This is a genomic window from uncultured Thioclava sp. (genome assembly GCF_913064665.1).
In the GTDB taxonomy this organism is placed as follows: Bacteria; Pseudomonadota; Alphaproteobacteria; order Rhodobacterales; family Rhodobacteraceae; genus Thioclava; species Thioclava arctica.
The window spans coordinates 1-14,804 of record NZ_CAJYBT010000014.1 but is presented as its reverse complement, the minus strand read 5'-3'; the positions used below and the strand labels follow the sequence as shown (position 1 = coordinate 14,804).

The following is a 14,804-nucleotide window of genomic DNA, read 5'->3' as shown; positions in this document are numbered from 1 at the left end:
GCGCCATTACCCCGTCGCCGCAAGGCGCTTGGCCGCAATATGCTCTGCCAAATACTGCGCATCGACCCAGACCCCCCAGATAAACGAAGAGCCTCGCATCGACAGCCACGGCAGGCCGAGGAAATAAACGCCGGATGCGGTGGACACGCCGCGATCATGCTGCGGCTTGCCGTCTGCGCCAAAGGCGTCAACCTCTAGCCAATTGAAATCCTGCACAAATCCTGTGGCCCAGATGATCGTCGTGATCCCCGCCTGCGCCAGATCCAATGATAGAACCGGCTCTGTCAGACAGTCCGGATCAGGCGGAATGATATGCGCCTCTGGCTCTGGCGGAAGATCAAGCCCTTCACGCGCCACATAGTCATCCGCCTCTTGCAGCAGGGACAGATAGTTCGCATCGCCCGCAGCGATATTTTCGACCAGATCGGCGTTGAAAAGCAGTTTGCCGTTTTCAAATCGTTGCGTGCGGCCAACGAGTGTAATGCCCGTTTCGGCAAGCTTGCGGAAATCGACCGTTTCGCCGCCATTGGCCCCACTGACGGCAATGGTCACATGCTCTTGTCCTGCGGGCGGCGTCTTGGCCTGCCATTTCCCCAAAACGCCAAGCCACCAGCAAAAATCCCGGCCTCGATAGCTGCGGGGAGGGCGGTCATGTGGCCCGACCGACAGGTAAACCTTGCGTCCGGCGTGCCGTAGTTCGCTGGCAATCTGCGTGCCCGATGACCCGGCGCCGACGACCATGATAGCGCCTTGGGGCAGCTGCTCCGGGTTGCGGTAGGTCGAGGAATGCATCTGCTTGATACCGACTAGCTCGGGCACCACAGGCGGAATGACCGGTTTTTGAAACGGCCCCGTTGCGGCGACGATGTTGCGCGCCTCGATCAGCCCTTCCGATGTCTCGACCCTGAAGCCCGTCGCGTTTTCCATCCGCCGAGCATTTCGCACCGTGACGCCGCAGTAAATCGGGGCGTCGATCTGCTTGGCGAAGTCTTCGAAATAGGACGCAACGCTGTGCTTGGACGCAAACGCGTCCGGGTCCGTATCGCTAAATTCCATGCTCGGGAAACGGTCGTGCCAAGCAGGGCCATTGGCCACAAGCGAATCCCAACGCTCTGTGCGCCAACGCTCAGCGATGCGCGCGCGCTCCAAGACTACGTGGGCGATGCCGCAATTGCTGAGATGCTCACTCATCGCCAGCCCGGCCTGACCGCCACCGACGATAACCGTGTCCGTCTCTTTCGGTAACATGTTGATCCTTTTTGCGGGTTGCTGAGCCATCAGGCACAATTTCCACCAGCATACTCAAGGCAAGGGTTTGCTAAAAATACGATTGCGCTAATCATTGATTGCGCTCAGGCTCATGCGATGTGCTGCATAAAGAACAATCCTGTGCGTGGCCTTCACTATGCGATCAGGCTGGACACATTTTACGCCGAAAGCAGAGCTTGATTCCGCAACGCTGACGATCGTTTTGTCCCGCTTGGCGACGTTTCACCCGACAGAACTCCCCCCGACATTCGGACACTGACGTAAGCTGCGATTTGTTGTCTTCCGATCATAGACACCCGTCGCCTCAAAACCGTCAACGCGGCCTTGGCTTTGCTTATCCAGCGAAGAAGTCGCTTTAGCCCAGGCTGATCATTGTTGACAACCTGGTGCTGCCTTCCAGACAGCCAATATGCATCTAGAGTTGCCTTCGAAACATCTATGCGCCGTGCATTGACAGGTTAACCAGTGGGGTCTCAAGCGAAGTTGGGAAGCCGCTAGAGTAGCTTCAATCAGCGCCGCCATGTGATCTGTCTCGGGTTGGCGTTCGCTTGTTGATGTCGTTATGGATGTTGGCGGCGAACGAGGGGAGGCGATCTTGGCGGGTAAATTGTTCATCGGAATCGATGTTGGAACCGGGTCCGCTCGGGCGGGAGTATTCGACGATCGCGGGGAACTTCTAGCGGTGGGTAAACATCCGTTAGATATCTGGTCTGACGATTTCGGTCAGGTCGAGCAGTCGAGTGCGCAGATATGGCAAGCCGTTTGCGCTGCCGTGCGCGAGGCTTTAACCACGGGACAGATCGACGCCCGGAACGTGGCGGGTATGGGGTTCGATGCGACCTGTTCGCTTGTTGTGATCGGCGCGCAAGGCGGGCTTGCGGTGAGCGACAGCACCCATCCAGAGCGCGATGTCATCGTCTGGGTGGACCACCGAGCGCGCGATCAAGCGAAACGGATCAATGAGGGCCGCCACGATGTGCTGCGCTATGTGGGCGGGCGGATCTCGCCTGAGATGCAGACCCCGAAGCTTCTTTGGCTCAAAGAGGAGCGCCCCGATACCTATGCTGCTGCCACGCAGTTCTTCGATCTGACGGATTTCCTCACTTGGAAGGCGACCGGCGCACTGGAGCGGTCTTCTTGCACCGTGACCTGCAAATGGACCTATCTGGCGCATGAAGGTCGCTGGGATGAGGGGTATTTTCACGCCATCGGACTTGGGGATCTTGCTGAGGACGGGTTCGCCCGGATCGGGACGCGTATCGTTGAACCGGGCACCGCGCTGGGAACCGGCCTGAGTGACGACGCTGCACAGGCACTTGGCCTATGTGCAGGCACGCCTGTCGCGGCAGGTTTGATTGATGCGCATGCCGGCGGGGTCGGGACCGTGTCAGCCTCAGGCGGAATAGACGATCCGGCCCAGTGTTTGGGATATGTTTTCGGTACGTCTTCTTGCACGATGACGTCGACCCGCGAGCCGGTCTTTGTGCCCGGCGTCTGGGGGCCCTATTATTCGGCGATGATTCCGGGAATGTGGCTCAACGAAGGTGGGCAATCGGCGGCAGGTGCAGCGATCGCACATCTCGTTCAGATGCATCCGGCTGCGGCTGAGGCGGACGCTCTGGCGAAAGATGCGCGCGTTTCGGTGCCGCAATTTCTTGCGGATCGGGCGTTGGCGCTGGCGGGTTCGGCGTCAGACGCCGTTCGTCTTGCGCAATCGCTCCATGTGGTGCCCGAATTTCTGGGCAATCGGGCGCCCCTTGCCGATCCCGATGCCCGCGCGGTGATTGTCGGGCAGGGGATGGAAACGGGGCTCGATTCTCTTGTGATGCTTTACATCGCCGGGGTGTGTGGATTGGGCTACGGGCTGCGTCAGATCATTGAAACGCAAGCCAAATATGGTGCGCCGATAACCGAGATCTCGATTTCTGGCGGCGCAGGCTCACATCCGCTCACGCGCCAGATCATCGCGGATGCGACGGGGGTCGATACCGTGATTACGCAATGTGACGAGCCCGTCCTTTTGGGCGCGGCGATATTGGGGGCTTTGGCGGGGGGGCGCTTTGGAGAGATGACAGAGGCGATGCGGTCAATGTCGCATGTCGATGATCGATTTGCCCCTGCCACAGGGGCCGTCGCACGCATACACGAAGCGCGGTTCAACGCCTTCCTGACGCTTCAGGGCACAGCAAAGTCGTTGCGCCAGTCTATGGCCGAGGCAAGCGCGTGATCTGTTTTCCGCGCTTGAAAGCAAGCCCTCTTGCTTTTGGCGCATGGGTTTCGGACAATTCGCGCAGCTAACATTCCTTTTCATTCCCTATTTAGCCCCAAGGCTCGCCCGTGACTCGACCCAGCCGCCAGCAAGAACGGATCGCGCAAATCAGCGCGCTGCTTGACGTCTCTCCCTCCCTGCGCCTGCGCGATCTATCGCACCAACTTGGCGTGACAGAGATGACCTTGCGCCGGGATGCGGCGCAGGCAGCGTCGGGCTTTGCGTGTCGGGGCGGCTATATTGTGGCCACCCGTACGACCGAGCATTATGATTTCGACGCCCAGATGACACGCGCGATCGATGCCAAACGTGCAGCCTGCGAACATGCCCGCGCACTCGTGCCGGATGGCGCGGTGGTGTTTCTCGATACCGGAACGACGCTGCCCCATCTTGCGCGCCTGCTTGCCCATAGCAAGGCGCGTCGAATCATCACGCATTGCTTTACCACCGCCGAGATCCTGCAGGGGCGCTCGGACGTTCCGGTGGAGTTTTTGGGGGGCGAGATCAAATCCAGCACCCGGTCCTGTCACGCGGACAATCCGGAAATCCGCCTTGCGCCGTTGGCGATAGATGTCGCGTTTCTGTCTGCTGGTGGCATTGATAAACGAGGGACAGTCAGCTGTTCTCACGACTACGAAGTGGCACTGAAACGGGCCGCTATTTCACTTTCAAATCAAAGCTTTCTCGTGCTGGATGAAAGCAAGATCGGCGCATCGAAATCCGTCGCGTTTTGCGAAATCAATGAGATTGCCGGCCTCGTCACAGAGGTCGGGCTTTATTCTGCGGCGCAGCTGAAAAATCGGTTGACACTTCCTTTTCACGAATAGATGTTCGGCGAGGTTATGTTGCGATCGTAACATAACCCGTGCGGTGGGTTGAAACCCGTGCCGTAGACGGGAAACGCGGGCGAGGAGGTCCGCAACAAGGGAGAGTAACCATGAAGTTCGGATTCATTCCGGCTGTCGCGCTCGCGATGGCTGTCGCCAGCCCGGTTCTGGCACAGCAAGTGGTCGACACGAGCAATGTCGACAAAGCCATGCTCAGCTCGGAAAAGACCTATCACATCGCGACCGTGGTGAAGGTCGATGGCATCGCTTGGTTTGACCGGATGCGCGACGGCGTGAAGCAGTTCGGTGACGACACTGGTAGCGACACTTGGATGGTTGGACCCTCGCAGGCCGATGCTGCCGCGCAGGTGCAACTCATCGAGAACCTGATCGCGCAAGGCGTGGACGCGATTGCCGTCGTGCCGTTCTCGGTCGAGGCCCTCGAGCCAGTTCTCAAGAAGGCGCGCGATCGTGGCATCGTCGTGGTCAGCCACGAGGCCTCCAACATCAAGAATGTCGATTACGACATCGAAGCCTTTGACAACCTCGCTTATGGTGCAGAACTGATGGATCACCTCGCTGCACAGATGGGCGAGAAGGGGCAATATGTCGCCACTGTCGGCTCGCTCACCTCGAAGTCGCAAAACGAGTGGATCGACGGGGCCATCGCGCGCCAGAAAGAAGCCTATCCGAAGATGTCGCTCGCAACTGAACGGCTGGAAACCTATGACGACGCCAACACCGATTACAACAAGCTGAAAGAGGCGTTGACCGCACATCCCGATATCGCAGGGATCGTCGGTGGTCCGATGCCGACCTCGGCGGGCGCAGGGCGTCTGATCGCGGAAAGCGGTCTGCAAGGCAAGCTGCACTTCGCAGGCACCGGTCTGCCCTCGGTGGCCGGTCAGTACATCTCGAACGGCGATATCAGCTACATTCAGTTCTGGGATCCGGCTGTTGCAGGTTACGCGATGAACATGATCGCGCTGGCCGAGCTGAAGGCGCGTGACGCAGGCAAAGAGCATGCCGATATCGGTGCGGGCACCAATCTTGGCCTGCAGGGTTATAGCGACCTCAAAGAGGCCGATAGTGCCGATGCCAAGGTGCTTTACGGCGCTGGCTGGGTCGGGGTGACCAAGGACAACATGGATCAGTACGACTTCTGATCGCTGTCTACGCCTGAAGCTGGGTGGTGCGCCTGTCGCGCCACCCTCTGTGGCCCCTGCTCAACAGGAGAATTCCATGACATCCGCTCCTCTGATCGAGCTGCGCAATATCTCGAAGCGCTTTGGCGGCGTGCGCGCGCTTGACGATGTGTCGCTTTCGCTTGATGCCGCGCGCATCCATTGTCTGGCTGGCGAAAACGGTTCGGGAAAATCCACCCTTATCAAGGTCGTCTCCGGCGTCTACCAGCCTGATGAGGGCGAGATTTTCATTGATGGTCAAAAGGTTGATCGCCTCGATCCCGTGACCTCGATCGCGCATGGCGTGCAGGTGATCTATCAGGATTTCTCGCTGTTTCCGACGCTGAGCGTCGTTGAGAATCTCACGCTCAACAGCTTCCTGCGCGAGGGCAAGACACGCATCGACTGGACACGGGCGCGCAAGATGGCGCGCGAAGTTCTGGCGCGTCTCGACGTGTCGCTGGATTTGGATGCGACTGTCGAAACCCTTCCCGCCGCAGGGCGCCAGATCGTTGCGATTGCTCGCGCGATGTTGGCGGATGCCCGGCTGATTATCATGGATGAGCCGACCACGACGCTGACCGGGCGCGAGGTCAAGCGGCTGTTTCGCATCGTGCACGACTTGCAGGCCGATGGCATCGCCACACTGTTTGTCAGCCATAAGATGCGCGAAATGCTTGAAATTTCCGAACGCCTCACGGTGTTTCGTAATGGTAAGAAAGTCACCGAAGGGCCGATCTCGGACTTTGACGAGCGCGCGATCACCCGCGCAATGACGGGGCGCGATCTGCATCAGGGCCGCTTTGTCGCGCCCGATGTCACGGGGCGTAAGCCGCGGCTGGAATTGCGCAATGTGTCGGTGGGCGACAAGGCGCGTGATATCAATCTGACCCTGATGCCGGGCGAGATCGTCGGCCTGTCGGGGTTGATCGGGGCCGGGCGCAAGGCGATCGCGCAGGCGATCTTTGGGCTGCGCCAAGACATGAGCGGCGAGATGCGCGTTGATGGCGTTCCGGTCGCACCGAAATCCGTGCCCGAGGCGATCGCGGCGGGGTTGGCCTATGTTCCCGAGGACCGGTTGTCGGAAGGCTTGTTCCTGACCCGCTCGATCCGCGACAATGCGATTGTCTCTTCGATGGAGCGGTTCGCCCCTCATCTCTGGCTGGATACCGAAAAGGCAGGCGCCGAGACGCGCAAGATGTTTGCCGAGATGGCGATTTCCGCCCCCGGCATAGATGTGCCGGTCGGCACACTTTCGGGCGGCAATGCGCAGCGCGTGATGATCGGGCGCTGGCTAATGACGGATGCGCGGGTGCTCATCTTGAACGGGCCGACTGTGGGTGTCGATGTCGGTTCAAAAGAGCAGATCCACGGCATCATCCAAGACCTGACCCGCAAATCCGATCTTGCCGTGCTGATGATCTCGGACGACCTGCCCGAGCTGGCCGCCAACTGCAACCGGGTGCTGTGCATGACCGAGGGCCGCATTCTGGGCGAATTGTCGGGTGAGACGCTGACCGAAGAGGCGCTTGATGCGGCGCTCTCGCGTGAAATCGAAGGAGAACACGCATGAGATTCCTGCGCAGCTCGGATGCGATTATCCTAGCAATTCTTGTCGTGGCGATGATCTTCATCGGCCTCGTGAATCCGGCCTTCTGGCAAATGTCCAACCTGTTCAGCCTGCTCAAGGAGAACGTGGTCATCGGCATCATGGCGCTTGGCGTCTTGCTGGTAATGATCTCGGGTGGGATCGACGTGTCTTTTACCGCCTTTGCCGTGGCGGGAATGTATCTGACGGTGCGCGCGATGGTGGCGCTGGATTACAACGGGCTGGTGCTGCCTTTCATGTCCGCGATCCTGATCGGCGGGCTGTTGGGGCTGATGAATGCCGGCATTATCCATCGGTTCAAGATGATCCCGCTGATCGTGACGCTTGGCACTGCCTCGGTGGTGCGCGGGTTGGTGCTGGGGCTTGTGGGCACCTCGAATGTGAATATCAACAAAATGCCCGATGCGCTGGTCGAGTTTGGCAAGACCGATCTGTTCACGCTGGAGCGCGCGAATGGCTCGACCTACGGGCTGACGGCGATGATCGTGATTTATCTCGGTCTGGCGCTGGCGCTGCATCTGGTGCTGAAACACACGATGATCGGCCGTTCGGTCTATGCCTATGGCGCCGATCCCGAGGCCGCCAAACGGGTCGGTTTCTCGACCGGGCGCACGATGATTTTCGTCTATGTCACCGCGGGCGCGCTGGCAGGTTTTTCCGGCCTGCTGCACTCCTCGATGATTTGGCTGGCCAATCCGCGTGATTTCGTCGGGCTGGAGCTGGACGTGATCGCGGCCGTGGTGCTGGGCGGGGCGTCGATATTTGGCGGGCGCGGAACGGTTCTGGGTACGGTTCTGGGGGTATTCATCCTGGTGATGATCCAGAACTCGCTGATCCTGATGGGGATCGACACGACCTGGCAGCGCATCGTCGTGGGCGCGATGCTGATCGCGGCAGTTACGGTGACGGCGCTGCGCGACCGCCGTGCGCTGGTCTGAGGCAGGAGATGAAGATGAACGATACAAATTCGACGGTGACCCGGCCCGGCCTGCGCAATCTGGTCAGTGGTGAGACGGCGCAGACCAACCTGATGCTGGCCGTGGTTTGCATTCTGGTGCTGATCTCCATGACGGCGCTCAGGCCGACGATGTTCCTGTCGTCCTATAATTTCGAGTCCATGGCCTTTTTCATGCCCGAACTCGGTATTCTCTCGATCGCGATGATGATCGCGATGCTGACCGGAGGGATCGATCTGTCGATCGTGGGCGTGGCGAACCTTGCTGGCATCACCGCGGGCACGCTGTTTGCCACGATGGCGGGCGATGGCGGCTCGGCTGCGCTTGGTCTTGGGCCTGTCACGCTTGGGGTGATCGTGGCGCTTCTTGTGGGGATGGCGGCGGGGCTGTTGAACGGCTTTCTGATCTCGGTGCTCAAGATCACGCCGATCTTGGCGACGCTCGGCACTGGCCAAGTCTTTATCGGACTCTGCCTTGTGTTGACGGGCGGCCCCGCGATCGTGGGCTTTCCGCCGGGTTGGAACGCGATCGGAAATGGGAAGCTGCTCGGTATCCCGGTGCCGCTGTTGATCTTCGTGCTGATCTGCATTGCGTTGTCCTTGCTGTTGGCGCGCACCTCTTTCGGGCTGCGGCTCAAGCTGATCGGGACCAATCCGAAAGCGGCGGTCTATGCGGGTGTGAAGCGTGGCCAAATGATCTTTTATTCCTATATGCTGACGGGGGCGCTGGCCGCGCTGGCCGGGGTGCTGCTATCGGCGCGCACGAATGCGGCGAAATCCGATTACGGTGCGTCCTACCTGCTGCAGGCGGTGCTGATCGCGGTGTTGGGTGGGACCAACCCTGCGGGTGGTCGCGGGAATGTGCTGGGCGTGGCGCTGGCGCTGATCTCGCTGACGCTACTATCCTCGGGCTTCCAGATGATGCGCGTGTCCAACCACTTGATCGACTTCGTCTGGGGGGGCTTCCTGATCGGGGTGATCGCGCTGAACTCATGGCGCAGCCGGAAAGGATCGTAATATGAGCGTAATCATCCCCCTCCCGCGTGAGCGGTTCGGTTTAGCACCAACTGTGCTGGCAAAGACCGACGCCTTCAGCGTGACTGGCTGGCGCACGGGACTGGGCATTGAGATGTTGGCGGTCGAGACCCCGCGCGGTCGGGTCGAGATGCTGCCCTATATGGGGCAGATGCTGTGGGATGCGGTGTTTGACGGGGTGCGCCTGACGATGGACAGCGCCTTTTGCGAGCCGCGCCCTGCGCAGGTGATCGTGGAAACCTATGGCTGTCTGGCCTATCACAGCGGGCTGTTGCGCAACGGCTGCCCCGGACCGCAGGACGATCATCCGCTGCATGGCGAGATGGCCTGCGCCACAATGGATACGGCGTATCTGGAGATCGGCGAAGACGGGCAGGGCGCGTTTGTGCGCCTTGGCGGGCATGTCGATTACATCCGCGGCTTTGGTCCCCATTATCGCGCGATGCCCTCGATCACGCTGCGCGAAGGCACGCTGATCGAGATGGCGATGACGGTCGAGAACCGCTCGGCTCTGCCGATGGACTTGATGTATATGTGCCATGTGAATTTCGCCTTCGTGCAAGGCGGGCGCATCCATCAGGCGGCACCTTTCACGCCTGAACGCACCCGTGTGCGCCGCGAGGTGCCCGCCCATGTGCAGCCCACGCAAGCCTATACCGATTTCATCGAGCGCCTCGCCAAGACCCCGCAAGACAGCGCCGTTCTCGATCACCCTGAGCAATGGCATCCCGAGCAGGTACTGTATATCGAAAACCCGCGCGCCGATGCGCAGGGCGAAAGCCACGCATTGCTTGAACGCCCCCAGGGCGACGGGTTCGTGATGAGCTGGCGGCCCGATCAACTTGATCATCTCGCGCGCTGGATACTGGCGGGCGAGGATGCCTCGGTTGCGGCCTTTGCCTTGCCTTCGACCTGCGAACCCGAGGGCTACACTGCCGAGAAAGCCAAGGGGAACCTGCGCAGCCTTGGGGCGGGTGAAACCGCGCGTTTCGCAACCCGCTTTGGCTATGTGACGGCTGCGCAAACCGCCGCGCTAGCGCGCAAGATTTCCGAGATGACGGAGAGCGAGAATGTCTGACAAGATTGCCGTAGTCGGCTCGAATATGATGGATCTGGTGACCTATATCGACCGGATGCCAGAGCGCGGGGAAACCGTCGAAGCGCCGGATTTCGCGATGGGATTTGGCGGCAAGGGAGCCAATCAGGCGGTTGCCGCCGCGCGTCTGGGATCGCGGGTCGCGATGGTAACCTGCGTGGGCGATGACGCGTTTGGCCCGCAAGTGCGCGCCAACCTTGAGGCCAACGGGATCGACACCACCCATGTGCGCACGGTGGCGGGCAAGGCCTCGGGCGTGGCGCCGATCTTTGTCGAGCGTGATGGCGAGAATGCGATCCTGATCGTGAAAGGGGCCAATGCCGCGCTGGCCCCGTCAGATGTCGATGCTGCCGCCAAGACGCTGCGCGCAGCCTCTGCGATCCTGCTCCAGCTCGAGGTCGATCTGGAAACCGTTTATCACGCGGTGGCTTTCGGTGCGCGCGAAGGGGTCGCGACGATCCTCAATCCCGCACCCGCGCATCCTGATCTCGATATTGCGCGGCTTAATGGGTTGGACTGGTTCTGCCCCAATGAAAGCGAATTGGCGCTGCTGACGGGCTTGCCCACGGATAGTGATGAGGCGGTCGTTGCCGCAGCGCGCAGCCTGATCGAACGCGGCATTCGCAATGTCGTGGTCACGCTGGGCGGGCGGGGGGCGCGTCGCGTTACCGCTGATAGCGTCACCGAGATAGCGCCGGTCGCGGTCACCCCCGTCGATACCACGGGGGCGGGCGATGCCTTTATCGGCAGTTTCGCGCATTTCCTTGGGGCGGGGGTGGACGCGAATGACGCGCTCACCCGCGCTGCGCGCTACGCCGCCTTGTCAATTACCCGTCGCGGCACCCAGACAAGCTATGCGACGGACCAAGAATTTGTGACGTTTCTTTCCAGTCAGGCGCTTGCTTGATACCGATATGCCGTTCTCGTAGGGCAGGCCGGGTTGCGTCCCGCGCCCTTGCCGATATGCGCGAACAGGCTCCGAGCTAGGAGATATGCGATGAAAACGCAGACAGATCTGAAGTCGCGCGAAGGGGCACTTGTGCCCACGACCGCCGCCCATCCCGAGCATGCGCGAAACCCCGGTATGAAGCTGGACGTCGCGATGTTCGAGGGCCATCACGTGAACCGTGCCGCCGCTGACCGCCGCTGCGCGACGCTGACCACGCGGCGCAGCGTGAAAAAAGAGTATCAGGCAGCGTGGCTGGTCAATGCGGTGCGCTGCGTCGATCTGACGACGCTGGCGGGCGATGATACGGCGGGTCGCGTCAAGCGGCTTTGCGCCAAAGCGCGCCAGCCGATTGCGCCCCATATCGAGGCCGGGCTGGGGCTGAAACCGGGCGCGCTAACGGTGGGGGCGGTCTGCGTCTATCCCACGATGGTGCCCCATGCGGTGAAGGCGCTTGAAGGGAGCAATATCCCTGTGGCATCGGTCGCAACGGGCTTTCCCGCAGGGTTGATGCCGTTGCATCTGCGTCTCGAGGAAATCCGCTGGGCGGTGGCCCAAGGCGCAGCCGAGATTGACATCGTGATCAATCGCGAACTGGCGCTGACGGGCAACTGGCAGGGCTTGCACGATGAGATCACGGCGATGCGCGCGGCCTGTGGCGATGCCCATATGAAGGCAATCCTTGCCACGGGCGAGCTTGAAACGCTCAACACTGTTTACGCCGCTTCGATGGTGGCGATGCAGGCGGGAGCTGATTTCATCAAGACCTCGACGGGCAAGGAAAGCGTAAACGCCACGCTGCCCGTCAGCCTAGTGATGATCCGTGCGCTGCGCGATTACGGCGCGTTGACCGGCCATCCAATCGGCTTCAAGCCTGCAGGCGGGATGAAACAGGCCAAAGAGGCGCTGGCCTGGCAGATTCTGATGAAAGAAGAGTTGGGCCGCGACTGGCTCAACCCCGATCTGTTCCGCTTTGGCGCCAGCTCGATGCTGGGCGATATCGAACGCCAACTCGAACATCACGTGACCGGGCGCTATGCCGCTTCCAGCCGCCATGCGCTTGCCTGAGGAGAGACAAAGATGAGCATTCAGACGATCCTCGAGACGATGGAGTATGGCGTGGCCCCTGAAGATGACAGCCACGCACGCGCATGGCTTGATGCACACAAGGATGGTTTTGGCCATTACATCAATGGCGAGATGACCAAACCGGGCGCGCTGTTCGAGACGCGCGATCCCGCCAGCGACACCGTACTGGCGCAGGTCAGCCAAGGCACGCAGGCCGATGTCGATGCCGCCGTTGCCGCCGCGCGCAAGGCGCAGCCCGATTGGGCCAAGCTGTCAGGCCATCAGCGCGCCAAGTATCTTTACGCATTGGCACGTCACATCCAGCAACATTCACGCCTGCTGGCGGTGCTGGAAACGCTTGATAGCGGCAAGCCGATCCGCGAAAGCCGCGATATCGACATCCCGCTGGTTGCGCGCCATTTCTATCACCATGCGGGCTGGGCCGAGATCCTTGAGGACGAGATGCCGGGCCATGCTGCCCATGGCGTGTGCGGCCAGATCATCCCGTGGAATTTTCCGTTGCTGATGTTGGCCTGGAAGATCGCGCCAGCACTGGCGGCGGGCAATACGGTGGTGCTGAAACCGGCCGAATATACGCCACTTACCGCGCTGGCTTTCGCCGAGATCGCCATCGAATGCGGCATCCCGCAGGGCGTGATCAACATCGTCACCGGCGATGGTGAAACAGGGGCGGCAATTGTCGGCCATGAGGGGATCGACAAGCTGGCCTTTACCGGTTCGACCGAGGTGGGGCGGATCCTGCGCGAACGCACAGCGGGCTCGGGCAAGGCGCTGACGCTGGAACTGGGAGGGAAATCGCCCTTCATCGTCTTTGACGACGCTGATCTTGATGCCGCCGTCGAAGGGGTGGTGGATGCAATCTGGTTCAACCAAGGGCAGGTCTGCTGTGCTGGCTCGCGCATTCTGGTGGCGGAATCCGTAGCCGAGCGGTTCGAGACGCTGTTGCGTGCGCGCATGAAGACACTGCGTACCGGCGATCCGATGGATAAAAGCACCGATGTGGGCGCAATCGTGCATCCCTCGCAACTGAGCCGCATCCGTGATCTGGTCGAACAGGGCGCAAGCCAAGGGGCCACGCTGCATCAGGCGAACGCACCGAAGGGCTGCTATTTCCCGCCCACGCTCGTCACCGATGTCGAACCCGCCAGCATCCTGTCGACCGAGGAAATCTTTGGCCCCGTGGTTACGCTCACCACTTTCCGCACGCCGTCTGATGCGGTGGCGCTGGCCAATAACACTCGCTACGGGCTGGCCGCGAGCATCTGGTCGGAGAACGTCAATCTCTGCCTTGATATCGGGGCACAGGTGAAGGCCGGGATTATCTGGATCAACTGCACCAATATCTTTGACGCGGGTGCGGGCTTTGGCGGCTATCGCGAAAGTGGTTTTGGCCGTGAGGGTGGGCGTGAGGGCATGCGCGCCTATCTGCGCAACCCTGCCGCCGCGACTGGTAAAGGCAAAGGCAGCACCCCCGAGCCACTTGCGACCGGCCCGGCCGATACGATCAAATCGGGCGAGATCGACCGCACCGCCAAGCTGTATATCGGGGGTAAGCAAGCGCGACCCGATAGCGGCTACAGCTATCAGGTGAAGGGTGGCAAGGCGGTCGTCGGGCTTGCAGGTCTTGGCAATCGCAAGGATATCCGCAACGCGGTTGAAGCGGCCTCCAAGACCAAGGGCTGGGGCAAAGCCACGGGCCACAACCGCGCGCAGGTGCTGTATTATATCGGCGAGAACCTTTCGGCGCGGGCAGGCGAGTTCACTGAGCGGCTGGAAAGTCTCGGCGCAAATCGCAAGGCGGCGCAGGCCGAGGTCGAAACCGCTATCACGCGGTGTTTCTGGTATGCCGCTCAAGCCGATAAGTTTGACGGCGCCGTGCATAGCACGAAAAGCGAATTCGTGACGCTCGCGATGAACGAGCCGATCGGGGTGATGGGACTGGTCGCACCGAGTGCGCAGCCGTTGCTCGGGGCGATCTCGCTGGTGCTGCCTGCTATTGCGATGGGCAACAATGTGGTGCTGGTGCCCTCGCAAGCCCATCCGCTGGCGGCGACCGATCTTTATCAGGTGTTCGATACTTCGGATTTGCCCGGTGGCGTGGTCAATATCGTGACCGGCCCGCGCGACGAGCTGGCCAAGACGCTGGCGGCCCATGACGGGGTCGATGCGATCTGGTATTTCGGCGATCAACCGGGTTGCAAGATGGTCGAAACGCAAAGCGCAGGGAACCTCAAGCAAAGCTGGACGGAGGCCGATGACGCGCGCGACTGGGCCGGTCGGGGCGGGCAGGGGCGCTTGTTCCTTGAACGCGCCACGCAGGTGAAAAACATCTGGGTGCCCTACGGCGCTTAAAGGGGCGCGATGGCGTTGTAAGGCCTTGTTTACAGCTCGACGCTCACTCGGGCGCGCGCGCCTTCCGAGACGGGATTCGGGCGGCGCGGTCTCAACCTGGGTGGCCAAGTCTGGTCATCCGGTTGAGACCCAGGGTGCCAATCCTGGGTTCTACCTTCTATTTTTCGAAGTTG

General features: G+C 60.9%; 11 protein-coding genes. 10 read left to right on the top strand and 1 reads right to left on the bottom strand.

Going from position 1 to position 14,804, the window contains the following annotated elements; translation table 11 throughout:
* Nucleotides 1–6: 6 nt before the first annotated feature.
* Nucleotides 7–1,248, bottom strand: coding sequence for an NAD(P)/FAD-dependent oxidoreductase (locus QZ571_RS07825; protein WP_295533200.1), 1,242 nt, complete (start codon nt 1,246–1,248; stop codon nt 7–9).
* A 583-nt stretch (nt 1,249–1,831) separates the two neighbouring features.
* Here QZ571_RS07825 and QZ571_RS07820 point away from each other — a divergent pair.
* The 10 genes from QZ571_RS07820 (at nt 1,832) to QZ571_RS07775 (ending at nt 14,631) form a co-directional block, all read left to right on the top strand.
* On the top strand, nt 1,832–3,496 hold the full coding sequence (locus tag QZ571_RS07820; RefSeq protein ID WP_295533196.1) for an FGGY-family carbohydrate kinase: 1,665 nt from the start codon (nt 1,832–1,834) through the stop codon (nt 3,494–3,496).
* A 110-nt stretch (nt 3,497–3,606) separates the two neighbouring features.
* On the top strand, nt 3,607–4,365 hold the full coding sequence (locus tag QZ571_RS07815; protein WP_295533194.1) for a DeoR/GlpR family DNA-binding transcription regulator: 759 nt from the start codon (nt 3,607–3,609) through the stop codon (nt 4,363–4,365).
* A 110-nt stretch (nt 4,366–4,475) separates the two neighbouring features.
* Nucleotides 4,476–5,531, top strand: a complete 1,056-nt coding sequence (locus QZ571_RS07810) for an autoinducer 2 ABC transporter substrate-binding protein (RefSeq protein ID WP_295533192.1) — start codon at nt 4,476–4,478, stop codon at nt 5,529–5,531.
* 76 nt (nt 5,532–5,607) lie between these two features.
* Nucleotides 5,608–7,122 (top strand): sugar ABC transporter ATP-binding protein, encoded by a 1,515-nt coding sequence (locus QZ571_RS07805; protein WP_295533190.1) that lies wholly within the window; start codon nt 5,608–5,610, stop codon nt 7,120–7,122.
* Nucleotides 7,119–8,096 (top strand): ABC transporter permease, encoded by a 978-nt coding sequence (locus QZ571_RS07800; protein ID WP_295533188.1) that lies wholly within the window; start codon nt 7,119–7,121, stop codon nt 8,094–8,096. Before QZ571_RS07805 ends, QZ571_RS07800 begins: the two co-directional genes overlap by 4 nt.
* Nucleotides 8,097–8,110: 14 nt before the next feature.
* The gene (locus QZ571_RS07795; RefSeq protein ID WP_295533187.1) at nt 8,111–9,130 is read left to right on the top strand and encodes an ABC transporter permease; all 1,020 of its coding nucleotides are present in this window, start codon (nt 8,111–8,113) and stop codon (nt 9,128–9,130) included.
* Nucleotide 9,131: 1 nt separating this feature from the next.
* Nucleotides 9,132–10,226, top strand: coding sequence for a DUF4432 family protein (locus tag QZ571_RS07790; RefSeq protein ID WP_295533185.1), 1,095 nt, complete (start codon nt 9,132–9,134; stop codon nt 10,224–10,226).
* On the top strand, nt 10,219–11,151 hold the full coding sequence (gene rbsK, locus QZ571_RS07785) for a ribokinase (protein ID WP_295533183.1): 933 nt from the start codon (nt 10,219–10,221) through the stop codon (nt 11,149–11,151). Before QZ571_RS07790 ends, rbsK begins: the two co-directional genes overlap by 8 nt.
* 177 nt (nt 11,152–11,328) lie before the next feature.
* A complete protein-coding gene (gene deoC, locus QZ571_RS07780; RefSeq protein ID WP_295533323.1) occupies nt 11,329–12,258 on the top strand; it encodes a deoxyribose-phosphate aldolase in 930 nt (309 codons plus the stop codon).
* Nucleotides 12,259–12,270: 12 nt separating this feature from the next.
* The gene (locus QZ571_RS07775; RefSeq protein ID WP_295533180.1) at nt 12,271–14,631 is read left to right on the top strand and encodes an aldehyde dehydrogenase family protein; all 2,361 of its coding nucleotides are present in this window, start codon (nt 12,271–12,273) and stop codon (nt 14,629–14,631) included.
* Nucleotides 14,632–14,804: the final 173 nt, after the last annotated feature.